Below are 17,907 nucleotides of genomic sequence, written 5' to 3' on the forward strand. Positions count from 1 at the left end.
CCGTGCGGCATGCTCATGTTATGCTGCAGAGGCCACGCTGCGGAACGTCGCTGCCAGCGTCCGCAACGCCGCCAGCTTGGCGGGATCGCTGACCTTCGAGTGTAGCATCACCTTTGTCGTGCCGAGCCGCGGTAGCTTGTGCGCGGGTCCGATGTCTATCAATCCGGGCGGCGCGATGCGGCGGACGAGGGGCGCAACGGCAAGGCCTGCGAGCGCGGCGGCGACCACCGCCGTGACGCCGCCACCGACGAAGCTTTCGGTCCACGCGATGCCGGCCTTGTCGAGCGCCCGCACGGCGAGGGCGCGCACCCCGCACGGCGGCGCCAGCGTAGCGAGCGGCAGCACATCGCCGCGCGGCCAGACGAAGCGCTTGGCGGCGAACCAGCCGAATTCGTCTTCAGTCAGTTTCTCGCCGCCGCGCCGGCTGCCTTCCTGCCGCACGATCACCGCATCGAGTTCGCCGGCGTCGTAGGCATCGAGCATCGCGCGCGAGAAGCCGATGGTCACGGCAAGCGCAAGCTGGGAGGCCATTGCGTGCAGCCGTTCCAGCAGCGGCACCAACTCGGGGCCCGCGGCGTGATCGCTAATTCCCAGCGTGAGTTGCTGTCGCGCCGGTGTCTCGCCCGAGAGCGCACGGTCATGCACCTCGATCAGCGCGCGGGCGTGGTGCAGGAAGGCCGCGCCATCGGCGGTCAGCCGCACCGCGCGGGGCGAGCGCTCGACCAGCCGCTTGCCGAGCACGGTTTCCAGCCGCTGCAATTTCATGCTGATCGCCGCTTGCGTGGTGCCGAGCGCCTCGGCGGCGCGGGTAAAGCCCTGCAGCTCGGCGACGAGGAGGAAGGCCTGCACGGTGTCGATATCGAGTGTCGCCGTCATAATCAATAAACGTTATCATTGCTATCAATATGGATAAGATATCAAGATGATACGCAAAGGTCTAGCTAGAGGAGGCGCGATTGACCCGCCAACCGAATTCAAGGAGACCGATCATGCCGCTCATCACCGTCACCTATGCGACCTCCCGCGAGAGGCCGTCGCTAAAGTCCGACATCGCCGCTGCCGTGTCGGAGCTGACCGCGGGGATCCTGCACAAGGACCCCAAGGTCACGGCAATCATCGTGAAGTCCGCCGACGCCGCCGACTGGTTCGCCGGCGGCAAGTCGCTTGCCGAGCAGGGGCTCGCGAGCTACTGGCTCGACATCCACGTCACCGAAGGCACCAACACCAAGGACGAGAAGGCGGCCTATCTCGCGGCACTGTTCAAGCGGATGGGCGAATTGCTCGGGCCGCTCCACACCGAGAGCTACGCCCATGTCGACGAGGTGAAGGGCGATGCCTACGGCTTCGGCGGACTGACCCAGGAGCGCCGCTACATCGCCGGCAAACTCGAGGTGGCGCCGCAGAAGGCGGCGTGAGCCTTACAGCGTTGCTTCCGGCAGGCGCGCCGCGGTGTCGCCGAACACCTCGGAAAATGCCTGCCGGAGCGCGATGTCGACATCGGCCATCGTGACCGGCAGTCCGAGATCGACCAGCGAGGTCACGCCGTAGCGCGGATCGACCACGCCGCAGGGCACGATCGCCTGGAAGTGCGAGAGGTCGGGCTCGACATTGATTGCGATGCCGTGGAACGAGACCCAGCGGCGCAGCCGCACGCCGATCGCGGCGATCTTGTCCTCATGGCCCGGCCCCTTGTCCGGGCGCCTCACCCAGACCCCGACGCGGTCCTCGCGGCGCTCGCCGCGGACGTTGAAGGCGGCCAGCGTTCGGATGATCCATTCCTCCAGCGAGGCGACATAGGCGCGCACATCCGGCCGGCGCCGCTTGAGGTCCAGCATCACATAGGTCACGCGCTGGCCCGGGCCGTGATAGGTGACCTGGCCGCCGCGGCCGCTCTGGAAGGTCGGAAACCGTGGGTCGAGCAGATCGTCGGCCTTGCCGCTGGTGCCGGAGGTGTAGAGCGGCGGATGCTCGAGCAGCCACACCAGTTCCGGCGCCGCGCCCTCGGCGATCGCCGCCACCCTTGCGTCCATCTCGGCGAGCGAATCGGGGTAGGGCACAGGACGGTCCGAGATCCGCCATTCGACCGCTTCGCTGCCCGAAGGGCGCGCAAAGGTCGTCAAATCGAGGCTTTGGCGGTCGTTAACCATTAGCTAACCCTAACGTGGTCAGGTGAACCCACAATTTAGTTCCCGTTCGGTGGTTCAGAAGTGCCCACGCTTGATAAAGTCAGCGTAGATCTCATGGTGGTTCTCGGCACGACCACCATGCCGATTCACCAGGTCATGCGGCTGTCCCGCGGCGCCATCATCGAACTGGATGCCACCGAGGCGGACGAGGTCAAGATCCTCGCCAACAACCTGCCGGTGGCCAGCGGCGTCGTCCTGGTCGACCGCAACCGGATTGCGGTCGAGGTCAAGCAGATGCTGCCGAAATCTCCCGGGGTTCGCAGTTAATTCACGCATCAAGCGCCTTGTCCCTGCATCCGTGATTTGTTACATGGCCCCCTCGATGCGGCGGCGCCTTAGGGTTCCATCCGACATCCTTAGCGCTCGTGGCGGAATTGGTAGACGCGCTGCCTTGAGGTGGCAGTGGGTAACACCGTGGGGGTTCGAGTCCCTCCGAGCGCACCACACCTCAGCTGATCATTGAAATCGCTGGACTTTTCGAAGGCGTGCCGGCCCCGCGCCCTGGGGCAGGTCCGACGAGTGCCGGCCGGCGACGTGAAAGCGCCGGTCGATGCGGTCCTGTAACACCGGTCAGGTAGATTCGCGGATGCATGGCCTTGCCGGTGTGGCGCTGCCGACTGGAGGCGGCCGCGTCTCCCGACCGCGCGGCGCGAGCCTGCCCCAGCCGGAGACCTCGATGATCTTTGCTAGCTACGCCTACCGTATCCTCTCCAACTTCGTGTTCCTGGGGCTGGTCTACTTCACGCTGAACCTGCTGGAGAAATACGAGCAGCGCGCGACGGTCGCGATCCTGGTCCTGGTCTATGCAACGATGCATGCTCTGTCCGGCCTGCGCTCGTTCTATTTCTTCCAGCGTATCGAGCGCCTTGAAGGCGAGACGCGGCGGCTAGCCGCTGCGGCCGGCGAGGGGCCCAATGCGGTGGCCTCGCGCAAGCAGATCGTCGCCGATGTCACCACACTCAGGCACGCCGGCGAGATCAAATCCTACATCGACATCTTCTTCCTGGCGCTGGTGATCCTGCTCTGCGTCGCCAAGATCGTGGTCAGCTAGATCGCGCTCTAGTCAGGCACGCGCTTGCTGGCCGCCGAGGCCTCCGCGCGCGGGGCGCGCTTGGCGACGTGGACCGACGCATTGCTCGCGGCCGGCGGTGCGACATGCAGCGGCGCGGCGTGAAGTCGGCCGTGAGCCGCAGCGGGGATCTGATGCGCGGCCTGCTTCGGGTGCCTGGCCTGGCGCGCCGAGATCGCCTGCGCGCGCGGCGCGCCGACGCCGGGGACAGCTGTCGCGCGCTGTGCGAGACGGCGATCGGCCGCCGAGCGGGCCGCGAGCAGGGTCAGGTCCAGCGCTTCGGGAATGCGAAACACGTCAGCCGCCGGGATCGGCAATGTCGAGACCGACGCGAGCTGGGTGAGCTGCGGCTGCGGCCACAGCGTGCGCACGGATGCGCCGACGCGCGCGCGCTGCGCGTGATCGAGAACGTCGGCATCGCGCCAATCCATGTCGGCAAACACCGGGGCCGGCAGCGTCCGCGTCGCGGTGAAGACGAAGTTCGGAATTTTGGGCCAGCGCGTGATCGCGACCGTCTCGGTCGGCGGACGCATGAACCATTGCTGCGGCTCGGTCGGCGTCGCCGGGCGGTCCGCTGTCGCGGGCACGACATGGACGATGCGGTAGCCGCGCTCCTTCAGCGTGTTGAGGATGCGCGGCAGCGCCGCGACGGTGCGCGGCTGGATGTCGTGCAGCAGCAGGATGCCCTTGTGCTTGGCCTCGATCCGCTGGATCGCGAGGTCGTAGACCCGCTGCGGCGAGACGTGGCGCCAGTCGTCGGCCGGGAAGTCGGCGCTCCAGACCTGGATGCCCTGTGACGCCAGATAGGCTTCGGGGATCTCGGCGCGCATCAGGCCGGGGATCCGGAAGAACGGCGCGAGCTTGCTCCTGTCGCCGTTGAGCGCGGCGAGTGTCGAGGCGATGCCGTCGTCGACCTCCTGCCGCACGCGCTCGAGCGGCATCTTGTTCATCGTCAACGGATGGTTCTGGCTGTGCGTGCCGACGGTATGCCCCGCGGCGATCAGCTTGCGCACGCCTTCCGGATTGAACCGGGCCTGTGAGCCGATGGTGAAGAAGGTCGCCTTGACGCATTGGCTGGCGAGGATGGCCAGCACTTGGTTGCTGTATTTCGGCAGCGGTCCGTCGTCGAAGGTCAGCACCACCTCATGATCGGCGAGCGGCAGCGTCTCCGGATACTGCATGGTGCCGATCCGCGGATGCTCCCTGGGATCGACGACGATGGTCCGCGAGGTGCCGAGCGCGTTGGGGTTACCCGGGCAATCCGCGGCGAGGGCGGCCTGCGGCGTCATGAAGCAGCAGCCCAGCAGCGCCGCGCCGACCACGGTCCGCGACCGCTTCCGGATTATCACCAGGACGTCTGCAATCATCGATCTCGGCCGCATTCCAAACGCACTGACGAATCCTTAGGTGCGGCCCCATGAATGCCGCCTTAACGGTCTGTAATCCACCTTGGGTCCCGGGTTCAATGTGTCCGGTCAGACACGGTTTTCAACGCCGCCGGGACGATGTGGACGACGTGATAATTATGCTCCTGCAGGTACCTTAGGAAGGCCGGCAGCATCTCGGCTGTTCGCATCTGCGGGTCATGCAGCAGGATAATTCCTTTGCGATGGCCCTCGAGCCGCCCGATGAGCAGCTTGAGTTCCTCCTCGGGGGTCATCTTGTTCCAGTCGCTGGCCCAGAAATCGGCGCCGAACACCGCGATACCGCGCTTTTCCATGCGCTCGAGCAGGGCGGGCGTCGACTCGAAATAGGGGAACCGGAAGAACGGCGTGCTCGGGACCGTGCTCGCGGTGCCGCGCAGGGCGGTCTGGACCGCTTCGATCCCCCGATTGATGTTCGCCTCGGCCTGATCCGTCGGCATTTTGTTGAGATGCGGATGGTCCCAGCTGTGATAGCCGATGCTGTGGCCGAGCCGCGCGATCTTGCGGACCATGTCGGGATGATCGGCTGCATTGCGGCCAACCATGAAGAAGGTGGCCTGCACGCATTCGGTTGCCAGCGCCGTCAGCACTTTGTCGGTGACGCCAGGCGTCGGCCCATCGTCGAAGGTCAGCACGACTTCGCCATCCCGCAGCGGCAGGGTCTGCGGAAAGCTCTTCTGCCCGACGCGCGGATAGGTCGCAGGGTCGACCTCGAGCACGCGCGAGGTGCCGAGTGCGTCCTTGCGCGGGCATTCGGCGGCCTTCGCCGAGTTGATCAGCGCGACAGGTGCGAGCGCGATCAGCGCCGCGACAATGTTCAGGATCGGTCGCGGTGCGCTCGACATCTTTCTCATTGCACTGGGCCCCACCGATTAGGTAATCCGTTCCGCACTCATCAGAGCAGTTTTTCCCTTCCTGTCAAACCGGCGAAACACGGCATGGCCGAGAATATCGACGTTGCCGAACCCGCCGAGGCCGACCCGCTCGCCCGGATGCCGATGCGGGACGAGGAGGGCCAGCTCCGCCCCGAATTCGTCACGGAGATCACCCGGGCCATCCATGCCGCCGACCGGCCCCTGCTGTGCGAGGTGGTGGCGGAACTGCACGAGGCCGATCTCGGCGACCTGATCGAGGCGCTGGAACCGGACGACCGCGTCACCCTGGTCGAGATCACCGGCACGGACTTCGACTTCTCGGCGCTCAACGAGGTCGACGAGACGGTCCGCGAGGAGATCCTCGAGGAACTCGAGCCGGAGACCGTTGCCGAGGGCGTCCGCGAGCTCGAATCCGACGACGCCGTCGAGCTGCTGGAGAGCCTCGATGAAGAGGACCAGGAAGAGATCCTGGAGAAGCTGCCGGCGGCGGAGCGCGAGGACATCGAGCGCAGCCTGCTGTATCCGGAGAATTCCGCCGGCCGGCGGATGCAGACCGAGTTCATCGCGGTGCCGCCGGACTGGAATGTCGGGCAGGCGATCGACTACATGCGCGACACGCCCGATCTGCCGGACCGCTTCTACGAGATCTATGTGGTCGACGCCAACAAGCATCTGCTCGGCGCGGTGCCGCTCGACGTGCTGCTGCGCACGCGCCGCCCGGTTCCGGTCAAGGACCTGATCGACGAGGACCGTCGCCGGGTCTCCGCGCTGGAGGACCAGGAAGAGGTCGCGCGGATGTTCGGCAAGTACAATCTGGTCGCGGCTCCCGTGGTCGACACCACCGAGCGGCTGGTCGGCGTGATCACCATCGACGACGTCGTCGACGTGATCGAGGAGGAGGCCGACGAGGACCTCAAGGCGCTGGGCGGCGTCACCCACCCGGAAGAGCTGTCCGACACGGTCTGGACCATCGCCCGCGGCCGCTTCAACTGGCTGCTGGTCAATCTCGCCACCGCGTTCCTGGCCTCCTCGGTGCTCGGCCTGTTCGAGGGCCAGCTCGAGAAGATGGTGGCGCTCGCGGTGCTGGCGCCGATCGTGGCGAGCCAGGGCGGCAATGCCGCGACCCAGACCATGACGGTCGCGGTGCGCGCGCTCGCCACCCGCGAGCTCGGTTCGTTCAACGCGACGCGCGTGGTGTTGCGCGAGACCATGGTCGGGCTCGTCAACGGGCTCGCCTTTGCCGTCATCACCGGCATCGCCGCGGTGGCCTGGTTCAAGATCCCCGGCCTCGGCATCGTGATCGGGCTTGCGATCATCTGCAACCTGGTCGCCGGCGCGCTCGGCGGCATCCTGATTCCGATGGTGCTGGAACGGGTGCGCGCCGATCCCGCGGTTGCCTCCGGCACCTTCGTCACGACCGTCACCGACGTGGTCGGCTTCTTCTCGTTTCTCGGCATCGCCACGCTGTGGTTCGGGCTGAAATAGCCCGGCGCCTGCGGGCGCGCTTATCGTTAATCGCGCCTTAACGGGGTTGGCGGATGATGGTCCTATCTCCAAAGGGGCCATCACGGGGGCCATCATGCAGCGGTTGCGGCTCAAGGCGGACGGACGGATCGTCGAATTGCGCGACGGGCAGGAAATTCCGCTCGTGCCGGCACATCCGGCCGAGACGGCGATACAGCCTTCGGCCGCGCAACCGGCCGTGCGCGATCTGCGCCGCCGGGCCCAACTCACCCAGCTCGAATTCGCCGCCAAGCTCGGCGTGCCGGTGGAGACCATCCGCAACTGGGAGCAGGGCAAGCGCGCCCCGCGGGGACCCGCCCGCGCGCTGCTCGCGGTGATCGCCCATTCGCCGGAGACGGTATTCGCCGCGCTGTCGAGCGAGCCGACGGCGGCTTGAGCGGGTACGTCGCGCGCGACGTTGATTGTCAGCCGATCGATCGCGCTTGCAGACCACAACACCGGTGTCGTCCCTGCGAACGCAGGGACCCATAGCCACCGCATGTGATTGTGAAAGGGATTGGGGCCCCAGCGTCGCGCAGCAATGACCATTTGGGGTAATGGGTCCTGGCTTTCGCCAGGACGACGATGAGGATGGTTCTTGCGCGATATGACGCACCGTCATTGCGTACCATCTCGGTGTCATCGCCCGGCTCGACCCGGCGATCCAGTATTCCAGAGACGCCGGTCACGGGGCTTGCCAGGAAGGCGGTTTGGCCGCTTTAATCGAAGGATTGCAGTAGGTTTTCATTTTGAAGCGTGGATTTCCCCCATGAAGGCCATCGAGCAGATCATCGCCGGCTACGTGTCGCTGAAGAATCGTCAGGCGCTGGAACAGCTGAGAGACCATCGCCAACACCTACTGGACGATGTTCGAACGCACAGCGTCCCCGGTTTCAGCCCATCGGTCGTGAACGAGACCCTCGCCGAGGAGATCGAGCTCATCGAGGGAGCATTGGCTCGCCTCGACGAGGACGGGTAGCTCGCGACCGGGGGCGTCAGGCCGGCTGGTCGTCTGCTGATCAACCGCCGCAGCACGGTTGCTTGGCTTTCGGCGCGCAGCACGACTGCTGTTCCTGCAGCCATCGGTCGCGCGGCTTGCAGCTCGACGGACGCGCCGAAAGATAGACGCGGATCGCGGCGTCGTCGGCATCCATGCGTTCCGCGCGATAGATTTGCATCGGCCGTACGCCGTCGCTCACCTCGAAGGTCAGCTTGGCCTGCGGATCGAAGCCGACGGCCTCGTCGACCTTGCGGATGATCGCAAGAAACTTCCCGGCCGGCATGTGGCCCCGGTTTTCCTCCTCGATGTCCCAGAGCTGAATGAAGGTCTCGCTCCAGCTCTCGGGGTTCGCGCCGCAATCGAGCCCTCTGAATGAGCCGGTCTTGACCTCGGTGACGTGGTAGCTGGGGCGGACGTCCCGGCCGTCGTAACTGAAGATCAGCGGCTTCTCCCTGTGCGCCTCGAGGCTGGAAAGCAGCGCTGCGGACGAGAGCTCTTCGACCGGCAGCAGGGCGCCGACGGTCGATCGGGTATTGGCAAGCGTGTTCACGGCTGCTATCCTCATTTCAATGATTATTGAATTGTAGGATTATCGAAAGATGGAGGAGCGTCAAGCCCGAACCGCCTTCGCCGCGCTGTCGCAGGAAACGCGGCTGCGGATCGTGCGGTTGCTGGTGCAGGCCGGCCCCGATGGTATGGCGGCAGGGGCGATTGCCGAGGCGGTCGAAGTATCGCCATCCAACGTGTCGTTCCATCTGAAGGACCTCGAGCATGCGGGCATGATCGTGCCGCGCCGCGAGGCGCGTTCGATCATCTACTCGGCGGATTACACTGGCCTCCGCGAACTCATTGCCTTCCTGATGAAGGATTGCTGCGCGGGCCACCCGGAAATCTGCGCGCCGGCGCTCGCCGATGTTCAGTGCGGGCCGTCCACGGCCAAGAAAAAGGCGCGCGCCTGATGCACGGCTTCGACCTGCCGCGGCGCCTGGCGGCCGAGGGCCTCGGTACGTTGCTTCTGGTCGCAACCGTCGTGGGCTCCGGCATCATGGCCGAGACGTTGACCAAGGACGTGGCGTTGGCGCTGCTCGGCAACACCCTTCCGACCGGTGCCATTCTGGTGGTGCTGATCACGATCCTCGGACCGATATCCGGCGCGCATTTCAATCCGGCGGTCACGCTGGTGTTCATGCTCAAGGGCGAACTCCGTCCGCCGCATGCCGCGCAATACGTCGCGGCGCAGGTGCTCGGCGGAATCCTCGGCGCAATGGTCGCGCACGCCATGTTCGGCCTGCCGCTCCTGGAATTCTCGGCGAAGGCAAGGACGGGATTTCCGCAATGGTTTGCCGAATTCGTTGCCGCGTTCGGATTGATCGCAACGATCATCGGTGGCCTCCGGTTTCGTGAGGCCGCAATTCCATGGCTGGTCGGGCTTTACATCACGGCCGCGTACTGGTTCACGGCATCCACGTCTTTCGCCAATCCGGCCGTTGCCATCGCGCGATCGTTCACCGACACGTTTTCCGGCATCCGCGCGCAGGATCTGCCGGGATTCGTCGTCGCCGAAATCTTAGGGGCCGTGGTCGCGCTGACATTCATGAGCTGGCTGCTGCGCCACGCTGAAACCACAACGGAAGTCACCCAATGACGATCACGATCTACCACAACCCCGATTGCGGCACGTCGCGCAACACCCTGGCAATGATCCGCCAAAGCGGGGAGGAGCCCGAGATCGTCGAATATCTCAAGACTCCTCCCTCGCGCGACAAGCTGATCGCGCTGATCGCTGCCATGGGCATGACACCGCGCGCGCTGCTCCGCGAGAAAGGCACGCCCTATGCCGCGCTCGATCTCGCCAATCCGAAATGGAGCGACGACGAATTGATCGATTTCATGATGGCGCATCCGATCCTGATCAATCGGCCCATCGTCGTCTCGCCGAAAGGCGTGAAGTTGTGCCGGCCGTCCGAGGCCGTCCTCGATCTCCTCGCCGTTGCCGACATCGGCCGGTTCGTCAAGGAAGACGGCGAAGTGATTCCGCCGGGGACGCCGGATGCGCACGCTGAATGAGCCGCCGTGCAGATAACCTCCTGATCGTCGCGCTCGGCACCACGCAAACCCTGGCCTGGGCGTCGAGCTACTATCTGCCGGCCATTCTCGCGGACCCGATTGCGCGGGACCTCGGCATATCCACGAACTGGCTGTTCGCCGCGTTCTCGATGGCGCTCGTGATATCAGGACTGCTCGGTCCGCGCGTCGGCCGCCAGATCGACCGCATGGGCGGGCGCGAAGTGCTTTGCGCGTCCAATCTTATCCTGGCGTCCGGCCTGATCCTGCTCGGGCTTTCGCAAGGCCGCGTTCTGATGGCCGCAAGCTGGCTGCTGCTCGGCGTCGGCATGGGCCTAGGCCTGTATGATGCAGCCTTCGCGGCGCTCGGGCGCATCTATGGCAACACGGCACGCCGCTCCATCACCGGCATCACCTTGATCGCGGGGTTTGCCAGCACGATCGGCTGGCCGCTCACCGCGTGGGGCCTCGCAACCATCGGCTGGCGCTGGACCTGCTTCGGCTGGGCGGCGGCGCACGTTCTGATCTGCCTGCCGCTCAACGCCTTCGTGGTCCCCAAACTGAAGAGCGAGCATCGGATCGCGGCTGACACGCCAAAGCCGCACATTCCGATCGACCGCGCGATGATGCTGCTCGCGTTTGCCTTCGCGGCCGCCTGGAGCGTCACGTCGGCGATGGCGGTTCATTTGCCGCGAATTCTGGAGTCACTCGGCGCGACGCAAACGCAGGCGATCGCGGCAGGCGCGCTGATCGGCCCGGCGCAGGTGGTGGCACGGATTGTCGAGGCGAGCCTGCTGAAGCGCGTCCATCCACTCTGGTCGGCGCGATTGGCCTGCATCACGCACCCCTTGGGCGCCTGCGTCATCGGCCTGTTCGGCGGAGGCTCCGCCGGGATCTTCGCGCTGCTGCATGGTGCCGGAAACGGCATCCTGACGATTGCGCGCGGCACGCTGCCGCTCGCAATATTCGGCCCGAAGGATTACGGCTACCGGCTGGGGCTGCTCGGCGCGCCGTCGCGGCTGTCTCAAGCCATTGCGCCCCTGGTATTCGGATTCCTGATCTCTCCGCTCGGCGGCTATACGTTCGCGGTCACGTCGGCTCTCAGCCTCGCCGCGCTGCTGGCGTTGTTCGCACTCAAGGCCGAACCGAAGAGCCTCTCGCGGTAGCGTCGCGACCTTTCATCCGCCGAACAGTATCGATGAAGGCCTTGATGATCGGGGAGTGGCCGCGCCCGCTGTGATGGGCGATGCTGTACTGGGTCTTGATGGTGCGGTCGCTGATCTCGAGCGCGCGCAGGTTGGGATGCGGCACGAATTCGAAGTCGGCGACGACGCTGATGCCGAGCCCGCGCTCGACCGCCTTCCACACACCTTCGCGGCTTTCGATCTCGAACACCGGCTCGATCCTGATGCCCTCGGCCTGCATCGTCGCCTCGAACGCGCGCCGCGTGGTCGAGCCGCGCTCCCGCAGCACGATGGGCTGGTCGGCGAGCTCGCGCAGCCTGACCGATTTCCGCTTGAACCAGGGATGGTCGCGGTTGACGAACACGATCACGCGGTGCGTGCGATAGGGGATCATGGTGACGCGCGGATCCTCCGGGACCTCGGCCAGAATCGCGACGTCGGCCTCGAAGTCGACGATGTGGCGGAGGGTGCGTTCGGAATTACCGAGCAGGGTCGAGATCTGAACGTCGGGGTGATCGCGCTTGAACGCCGCAATGATCTCGGTGGCATGAAACGGCCCGACGGTCGCGACCCGCAGATGGCCCTTGGTCGCCTTGCCGTGCGCGGCCAACAGTTCGTGTGCCTCGTCGCAGAACGTCATGATGCCGCGGGTGATCTCGAACAGCGCGGCGCCTGCTTCGGTGAGCTCGGTGTGCCGCGGCTTGCGGATCAGAAGCTCGACGCCGTAGGTCTCTTCCAGCTCCTTGACCTGAATGGTCAGCGTCGGCTGCCCGACATTGAGCACGCGCGACGCCGCGGTGAAGCCGCCATGCGCGGCGACTGCATGAAAGGCGCGAAGCTGGCTGAATACTATTGACATAATCAATAGAACGCATCCGAAGAATGAATTTGTCAATACCAGCCGGGGCCGTACGTTCGCGCCAAATGGAGGACGCGCGAATGGACTGGAGTTATTCCAACCCGGTAAGAGTCGAATTCGGAGCCGACAGCTTCGACAAGCTGCCGGCGCTGATCGGCAAGCGTGCCTATGCGCTCGTGACCTATGGCGAGCCGGTCTTCGCCGAGCTCGAGCGGCGACTGCGCGCTGCGGCGGGTGCTTCGGTCCTGACCATTCGCGACGTCGCCCCCAATCCGGACTACCGCCTGCTCACCGAACAGACCGCGCGCTTTGCCGGGCTCGCCAAACAGCCCGAAGTGATCGTCGCGCTCGGTGGCGGCTCGGTGATCGATTCCGCAAAGGTGTTCGCGGCTGCCGGCGGCGACTTCGCGACCGTCAAGACCTATCTGGAAACGCAGCAGGGCGCCGATCGCTTGTCCGCCATTCCGATTATCGCGGTGCCGACCACGGCAGGCACCGGCAGCGAGGTGACGTGCTGGGGCACGGTGTGGGACGAGGCCAACGGCAAGAAATACTCGCTGGCGCGGCCGTCGCTCTATCCGACCCATGCGGTGATCGATCCGCGCCTGATGCTCGGCAAGCCGCAGCTTCTGACCATCAGCACCGGGCTCGACGCGCTGTCGCACGCGCTGGAGAGCATCTGGAACGTCAACAACAATCCGGTGTCGGCCAACCATGCGGTGGCGGCGGCGCGCGGCGTTCTCGACGTGCTGCCGAGGCTCGCCAATGATCTGGGCAATCTCGAGCTGCGCAGCCGCATGGCGCAGGCGGCGCTGTTCGCTGGCCTCGCGTTCTCCAACACCAAGACCGCGATCGCGCATTCGTTGTCCTATCCGATCACGCTGCGGCACGGCGTGCAGCACGGCATCGCCTGCTCGTTCTCGCTGCCGATGGTGTTGCGCAGCGTGAAAGGGGCGGGCGGGCTCTGCGAGGACAGCCTCCGGCAGATCTTCGGCGCCGACCTGGCGCGCGCAGCCGACGATCTCGAAGACTTCATGGCGCGGCTCGGCATTTCCTGCAATCCGGCCGCCTACAGGATCGAGCGCAGCGAGTGGCACGCGCTGATCGCGGATTCGCTCGAGGGCGAGCGCGGTCGCAACTTCCTGGGGTCCAAGGAACGGCTGATCGAGGCATCGCAGACGCTGCGGATGCCGAGCGCGGCAAGTGCGTGACGACGGCGCAGTGACACGGAGAGATATCATGCAAGACAATCGCAAAACCATCACCGTCAACGGACGCCATTACGACGCGCCGACGCGGCCGACGGTCGTGATCTGCCTCGACGGTTCGGAACCCGGCTATATCGAGCAGGCGATCGAGGCCGGCGTCGCGCCGACCTTCGCGCGCTTCATGAAGGAGGGCGCGCATGTGCATGCCGCCAGCGTGATCCCGAGCTTCACCAATCCGAACAACCTCTCGATTATCACCGGACGGCCGCCCGCGGTGCACGGCATCGCCGGCAATTATTTCTACGACACGGCGAACGACGCCGAAGTCATGATGAACGATCCGAAGTTTTTGCGCGCGCCGACGATCCTCGCCGGCGTCCATGACGCCGGCTACAAGGTCGCCGCGGTCACCGCCAAGGACAAGCTGCGCACCTTGCTGGCCTACGGGCTCGACTATGCGAGCGGCCGTGCCATCGCGTTCTCGTCGGAGAAAGCCGACCAGGCCACCAGGGCTGCCAACGGCATCGACAATGTGCTCGACTTCGTCGGCCTGCCGCTGCCCGGGGTCTATTCGGCCGATCTGTCGCGCTTCGTGTTCGCGGCCGGCGTCAAGCTGGTCGAGCGTTATCGTCCGGACCTGATGTACCTGTCGACCACCGATTACATCCAGCACAAGGTCGGGCCCGGTACCAAGGTCGCCAACGACTTCTACGCGATGATCGACGGCTATCTCGCCAGGCTCGATGCGCTCGGCTGCAACATCGTGGCGACCGCCGACCACGGCATGAACGACAAGTTCTTGCCCGACGGCAAGCCCGACGTGATCTACCTCCAGGACGTCATGGACGACTGGACGGGTACGGGCGCCGCGCGCGTGATCCTGCCGATCACCGATCCCTATGTCGCCCATCACGGCTCGCTCGGCTCGTTCGCGACGATCTACACGCCCGATGGCGCCGACGTCGACGCGCTGCTGATGCGGCTGCGCGACATCAAGGGTATCGAGGTGGCGCTGCCGCGCAAGGATGCCTGCACCCGGTTCGAGCTGCCGCCCGACCGGATCGGCGACATCGTCGTGATCTCGACCAGGCACAAGGTGCTCGGCACTAGCGAATCTCGTCACGATCTGTCCGGCCTGACCGAGCCGCTGCGCTCGCATGGCGGGCTGACCGAGGAGCGGGTGCCGCTGATCGCGAACCGCAAGATCGCGTTGCCGGCCGGTCACGCCTTGCGCAACTTCGACGCCTTCGACGTCGCGCTTAACCGCGTCCAGTGACATCCGGACCTTAAGGATACCACCATGAACATCCAGAGCCCGGCCGTTCGCCATGAGCAGATGCGGATCGCAGGCAGCCTCATTGACACCGATGAGCATGTCGAGGTTTTCAATCCCTACACCAACAAGGTGGTCGGCACCGTGCCGGCGGCGCGCCCGGAGCATGTGCGCAGCGCCTTTGCCAAAGCGGCGGCGTTCAAGCCGAAGCTGACGCGTTACGAGCGCCAGCGCATCCTGCTGCGCACCGCCGAGATTTTGGCGGGCCGCAAGGAGGAATTCGCGCGGCTGATCACCGCCGAGTCCGGCCTGTGCTGGAAGGACTCGCTCTACGAGGCCGGTCGCGCCTACGATGTCTACTCGTTCGCCGGGCAGCTCGCGATCAAGGACGACGGCGAGACGTTTTCCTGCGACATCAGCCCGCAGGGCAAGGCGCGCAAGATCTTCACGACGCGCACGCCGCTGCTCGGCGCGATCTCGGCGATCACGCCATTCAACCATCCGCTCAACATGGTCAGCCACAAGATCGCGCCGGCGATCGCCACCAACAACCGCGTGGTGCTGAAGCCGACCGAGCTGACGCCGCTGACCGCGCTCGCGCTCGCCGACGTGCTGTACGAGGCCGGGCTGCCGCCGGAGATGCTGTCGGTGGTCACGGGCAATCCGCATTCGATGGGTGATGCAATGATCAGCGATCCCGACGCCGATCTCGTGACCTTCACCGGCTCGGTCAGGGTCGGCAAGCACATCGCCGACAAGGCCGGCTACAAGCGCCTGGTGCTCGAGCTCGGCGGCAACGATCCCTTGATCGTGATGGAGGACGCTGACCTGGAGAAGGCGGCCGAGCTTGCGGTCACCGGGGCGACCAAGAATTCCGGCCAGCGCTGCACGGCCGTCAAGCGCATCCTCTGCGTCGAAGCGGTCGCCGACGATTTCGCCGCCCTCGTGCTGAAGAAGGCGCGCACCCTGAAGTGCGGCGATCCGATGGACCCGACGGTCGATGTCGGCACCGTGATCCATGAGGGCGCGGCGAAGGAGTTCGAGCGCCGGGTCAACGCTGCGGTTACCGACGGCGCCGAGCTTTTGCACGGCAACGACCGCAAGGGCGCGCTGTATCCGCCGACGGTGGTCGACCGGATTCCCTACACCAGCGAGCTGGTGATGCAGGAGACCTTCGGTCCGGTGATTCCGATCATCCGCGTACCCAACGACATCGAGAGCGTGATCCGGATTTCAAACGCGACCGCGTTTGGACTGTCGTCCGGCGTCTGCACCAACCGGCTCGACTACATCACGCGGTTCGTCAACGAGCTCGACGTCGGCACCGTCAACGTCTGGGAAGTGCCCGGCTACCGGATCGAGATGTCGCCGTTCGGCGGGATCAAGGACTCCGGCCTTGGTTACAAGGAAGGCGTGCAGGAGGCGATCAAGAGCTTCACCAACGTCAAGACCTATTCGCTGCCCTGGCCCGTCTAGGAAAGCGTCCGACGAGGGCCACACGCGCACAACAAAAACAACGCGGCGGCCGACTGCAATCAACGAGACAATCAGGGGAGGCTGCAATGTCGATCACGTTCAGTCCGGCGAGCGTCGGCTCGGTCGGAGTCCAAAATCCGGAGCTTGCGACATCGTTCCGCCGCGCACAGTGGCGGATGCTGTTCGCGGCGATGTTCTGCTATCTGTTCTTCTACACCGGGCGGCAGACCTTTGGCTTCGCCATTCCCGGCATCCAGACCGAGTTCGGCGTCAGCAAGGAGGCGCTGGGCTGGGCCAGCGCGGCGCTGCTGTGGTGCTACGCAGTCGGGCAGGCCATCAACGGCAATCTCGGCGACAAGTTCGGCGGCCGCCGCGTGATGAGCGCGGGCGCGATCCTCTCCTTCATCATGAACTGGGCGACCAGCCTCTCGACCGGCATCGTCAGCCTCACCGCGTTCTGGGGCATCAACGGCTATTTCCAGTCGATGGGCTGGGCGCCGGGCAGCCGCCTGCTGTCGAACTGGTGGGGCCGGCATGAGCGCGGCACGGTCTACGGGCTCTACACGTTCGCGGCCGGTCTCGCCTCGGTGCTGTCGTTCGTCACCTCGCTGGTGGTGGTCGGCTATTTCCAGCTCGACTGGCGCTGGATCTTCCGCATCCCGGTGGTGCTGCTGCTGCTCGGCGGCATCGCGTTCTATCTGATCGCGCGCGAAAAGCCCGAGGACATGGGCTTTGCTTCGCCGCATGACGAGACCGACGACGTCACCGCAACCGACGCCGCGGTCGACGCCAATGAGGGCTCGCTCGCGCGCTACAAGGCGGTGCTGTCGAACTGGCGCCTGCTCGTCGCCGGCGTCTCGATCGGATTCCAGAACGCGGCGCGCTATGGCCTCTTGGTGTGGGTGCCCGTGCACTTCCTCGGCAGCAACTGGGCCAAGGCCGGCGCCACCTCGGCGATCGATCCGCGCTGGATCAGCATCGCGCTGCCGGTCGGCATGGCGGTGGGTGCGTTCAGCAACGGCTGGGTCTCGGACAAGGTGTTCGGCTCGCGCCGTTACCTCGCCATCGTGCTCTATATGGTGCTCGCCGCGGTCACCGCGCTGTGCATGTACGCGATCCCGACCACCGAGATCTATCTCGGGATGACGGTGCTGTTCCTGTGCGGCTTCTTCACTTACGGCCCGCAATCCTCGTTCTGGGCGCTGTGCCCGGATCTGGTCGGCCACAAGCGGGCAGGGACCGCAACCGGGGTGATGAACTCCTTCGCCTATCTGTTCGCAGGTCTCGGCGAGCCGATCATCGGCCACTTCATGGACAAGCATAACCAGACCTCGCTGGTGTTCCTTGTGGTCGCGGTCTGCGCGACCTCCAGCGCGGTGGTGGCGGCCTTTATCCGGCGCTAGTTCACCCACATGCGTCCCGGGTGACTGCCCGGACGCCGCCATCGGGGCATGTGTAGCCCGGATGAGCGAAGCGATATCCGGGGTTGCTGTGGTTCCCGCATGTCGCTTCGCTCATGCGGGCTACGCCTTTTTGCAGCTAGCGGAACGCAGCCGCGCGCGAGCGCTGGAGCCCAAACACCGCGCCAATTCGCTGAAAATCGCCTCGCCGAGCCGGCGGACTGACGCCCAATTCCTCGCCATGGGCTGGCCAACAACCAGGCAACCGAGATATAATATCTATAAATATCAATATGATATATAAAATTGCATGCAGAATACAAAATGTGCTTGCCGCCTCGTGCGGCTTGAAGCAGACTTTGCGCGGGGCAGGAGAGGCCCGATGA

Annotated in this window: 20 protein-coding genes and 1 tRNA gene; 15 read left to right on the forward strand and 6 right to left on the reverse strand. The window is 65.3% G+C overall.

Annotation, left to right across the window (positions count from 1 at the left end; all coding sequences use genetic code 11):
- Positions 1 to 18: 18 nt before the first annotated feature.
- Complete coding sequence (locus tag AAFG07_RS19005) at positions 19 to 876, reverse strand: LysR family transcriptional regulator (protein WP_342728584.1); 858 nt, start codon at positions 874 to 876, stop codon at positions 19 to 21.
- A gap of 113 nt (positions 877 to 989) precedes the next feature.
- Here AAFG07_RS19005 and AAFG07_RS19010 point away from each other — a divergent pair, with 113 nt between their 5' ends.
- Positions 990 to 1,415: a 4-oxalocrotonate tautomerase family protein gene (locus AAFG07_RS19010; RefSeq protein WP_092114882.1), complete on the forward strand. Its 426-nt coding sequence runs from the start codon at positions 990 to 992 to the stop codon at positions 1,413 to 1,415.
- Positions 1,416 to 1,418: 3 nt separating this feature from the next.
- Here the strand turns inward: AAFG07_RS19010 and lipB are convergent, their stop codons facing one another.
- Positions 1,419 to 2,147, reverse strand: coding sequence for a lipoyl(octanoyl) transferase LipB (gene lipB / locus AAFG07_RS19015; RefSeq protein ID WP_342728585.1), 729 nt, complete (start codon positions 2,145 to 2,147; stop codon positions 1,419 to 1,421).
- Positions 2,148 to 2,207: 60 nt separating this feature from the next.
- Here lipB and AAFG07_RS19020 point away from each other — a divergent pair, with 60 nt between their 5' ends.
- The 3 genes from AAFG07_RS19020 (at position 2,208) to AAFG07_RS19030 (ending at position 3,237) form a co-directional block, all read left to right on the forward strand.
- Positions 2,208 to 2,453 (forward strand): FliM/FliN family flagellar motor switch protein, encoded by a 246-nt coding sequence (locus tag AAFG07_RS19020; RefSeq protein ID WP_021080574.1) that lies wholly within the window; start codon positions 2,208 to 2,210, stop codon positions 2,451 to 2,453.
- A 92-nt stretch (positions 2,454 to 2,545) separates the two neighbouring features.
- Positions 2,546 to 2,630, forward strand: a tRNA-Leu gene (locus AAFG07_RS19025).
- 232 nt (positions 2,631 to 2,862) lie between these two features.
- Positions 2,863 to 3,237, forward strand: a complete 375-nt coding sequence (locus AAFG07_RS19030; RefSeq protein WP_342729188.1) for a hypothetical protein — start codon at positions 2,863 to 2,865, stop codon at positions 3,235 to 3,237.
- Positions 3,238 to 3,245: 8 nt separating this feature from the next.
- Here the strand turns inward: AAFG07_RS19030 and AAFG07_RS19035 are convergent, their stop codons facing one another.
- Together AAFG07_RS19035 and AAFG07_RS19040 are read right to left on the reverse strand one after the other, a co-directional pair.
- Positions 3,246 to 4,622, reverse strand: coding sequence for a polysaccharide deacetylase family protein (locus tag AAFG07_RS19035; protein WP_342728586.1), 1,377 nt, complete (start codon positions 4,620 to 4,622; stop codon positions 3,246 to 3,248).
- 95 nt (positions 4,623 to 4,717) lie between these two features.
- Positions 4,718 to 5,533: a polysaccharide deacetylase family protein gene (locus AAFG07_RS19040; protein WP_342728587.1), complete on the reverse strand. Its 816-nt coding sequence runs from the start codon at positions 5,531 to 5,533 to the stop codon at positions 4,718 to 4,720.
- 84 nt (positions 5,534 to 5,617) lie between these two features.
- Here AAFG07_RS19040 and mgtE point away from each other — a divergent pair, with 84 nt between their 5' ends.
- The 3 genes from mgtE to AAFG07_RS19055 all read left to right on the forward strand — a co-directional run bounded on the left by mgtE (position 5,618) and on the right by AAFG07_RS19055 (position 8,036).
- Positions 5,618 to 7,039, forward strand: a complete 1,422-nt coding sequence (gene mgtE / locus AAFG07_RS19045) for a magnesium transporter (RefSeq protein WP_342728588.1) — start codon at positions 5,618 to 5,620, stop codon at positions 7,037 to 7,039.
- A gap of 94 nt (positions 7,040 to 7,133) precedes the next feature.
- Positions 7,134 to 7,454 carry a helix-turn-helix domain-containing protein gene (locus tag AAFG07_RS19050; RefSeq protein ID WP_342728589.1) on the forward strand — a complete coding sequence of 107 codons (321 nt, stop codon included), beginning with the start codon at positions 7,134 to 7,136 and terminating at the stop codon, positions 7,452 to 7,454.
- Positions 7,455 to 7,826: 372 nt separating this feature from the next.
- Positions 7,827 to 8,036 carry a hypothetical protein gene (locus tag AAFG07_RS19055; RefSeq protein ID WP_342728590.1) on the forward strand — a complete coding sequence of 70 codons (210 nt, stop codon included), beginning with the start codon at positions 7,827 to 7,829 and terminating at the stop codon, positions 8,034 to 8,036.
- Between the two features lie 40 nt (positions 8,037 to 8,076).
- On the opposite strand, the gene AAFG07_RS19060 is transcribed toward AAFG07_RS19055, so the two are convergent.
- Entirely contained in the window at positions 8,077 to 8,607 is a 531-nt protein-coding gene (locus tag AAFG07_RS19060; RefSeq protein ID WP_342728591.1) for a DUF6428 family protein, read from the reverse strand.
- A 49-nt stretch (positions 8,608 to 8,656) separates the two neighbouring features.
- On the opposite strand from AAFG07_RS19060, the gene AAFG07_RS19065 reads away from it, so the two are divergent.
- From AAFG07_RS19065 to AAFG07_RS19080, 4 genes are read left to right on the forward strand one after another with little or no spacing between them, the layout of a single operon-like run.
- Complete coding sequence (locus AAFG07_RS19065) at positions 8,657 to 9,016, forward strand: metalloregulator ArsR/SmtB family transcription factor (RefSeq protein WP_342728592.1); 360 nt, start codon at positions 8,657 to 8,659, stop codon at positions 9,014 to 9,016.
- Entirely contained in the window at positions 9,016 to 9,702 is a 687-nt protein-coding gene (locus tag AAFG07_RS19070; RefSeq protein WP_342728593.1) for an MIP/aquaporin family protein, read from the forward strand. Before AAFG07_RS19065 ends, AAFG07_RS19070 begins: the two co-directional genes overlap by 1 nt.
- The gene (arsC, locus tag AAFG07_RS19075; RefSeq protein WP_342728594.1) at positions 9,699 to 10,124 is read left to right on the forward strand and encodes an arsenate reductase (glutaredoxin); all 426 of its coding nucleotides are present in this window, start codon (positions 9,699 to 9,701) and stop codon (positions 10,122 to 10,124) included. The genes AAFG07_RS19070 and arsC overlap by 4 nt, the downstream gene beginning before the upstream one ends.
- Positions 10,121 to 11,287, forward strand: coding sequence for an MFS transporter (locus AAFG07_RS19080; RefSeq protein ID WP_342728595.1), 1,167 nt, complete (start codon positions 10,121 to 10,123; stop codon positions 11,285 to 11,287). The genes arsC and AAFG07_RS19080 overlap by 4 nt, the downstream gene beginning before the upstream one ends.
- Here AAFG07_RS19080 and AAFG07_RS19085 read toward each other — a convergent pair.
- A complete protein-coding gene (locus AAFG07_RS19085; RefSeq protein ID WP_342728596.1) occupies positions 11,256 to 12,164 on the reverse strand; it encodes a LysR substrate-binding domain-containing protein in 909 nt (302 codons plus the stop codon). The two genes, AAFG07_RS19080 and AAFG07_RS19085, sit on opposite strands and share 32 nt — an antisense overlap.
- Positions 12,165 to 12,244: 80 nt before the next feature.
- On the opposite strand from AAFG07_RS19085, the gene psrA reads away from it, so the two are divergent.
- The 4 genes from psrA to AAFG07_RS19105 all read left to right on the forward strand — a co-directional run bounded on the left by psrA (position 12,245) and on the right by AAFG07_RS19105 (position 17,524).
- The gene (psrA, locus tag AAFG07_RS19090) at positions 12,245 to 13,375 is read left to right on the forward strand and encodes an iron-containing alcohol dehydrogenase PsrA (RefSeq protein WP_342728597.1); all 1,131 of its coding nucleotides are present in this window, start codon (positions 12,245 to 12,247) and stop codon (positions 13,373 to 13,375) included.
- 25 nt (positions 13,376 to 13,400) lie between these two features.
- Positions 13,401 to 14,648 (forward strand): phosphonoacetate hydrolase, encoded by a 1,248-nt coding sequence (gene phnA, locus AAFG07_RS19095; protein WP_342729189.1) that lies wholly within the window; start codon positions 13,401 to 13,403, stop codon positions 14,646 to 14,648.
- Positions 14,649 to 14,672: 24 nt separating this feature from the next.
- Positions 14,673 to 16,121 carry a phosphonoacetaldehyde dehydrogenase gene (gene phnY, locus AAFG07_RS19100; protein WP_342728598.1) on the forward strand — a complete coding sequence of 483 codons (1,449 nt, stop codon included), beginning with the start codon at positions 14,673 to 14,675 and terminating at the stop codon, positions 16,119 to 16,121.
- An 86-nt stretch (positions 16,122 to 16,207) separates the two neighbouring features.
- Entirely contained in the window at positions 16,208 to 17,524 is a 1,317-nt protein-coding gene (locus AAFG07_RS19105) for an MFS transporter (RefSeq protein ID WP_342728599.1), read from the forward strand.
- Positions 17,525 to 17,907: the final 383 nt, after the last annotated feature.

The organism is Bradyrhizobium sp. B097 (assembly GCF_038957035.1).
In the GTDB taxonomy this organism is placed as follows: domain Bacteria; phylum Pseudomonadota; class Alphaproteobacteria; order Rhizobiales; family Xanthobacteraceae; genus Bradyrhizobium.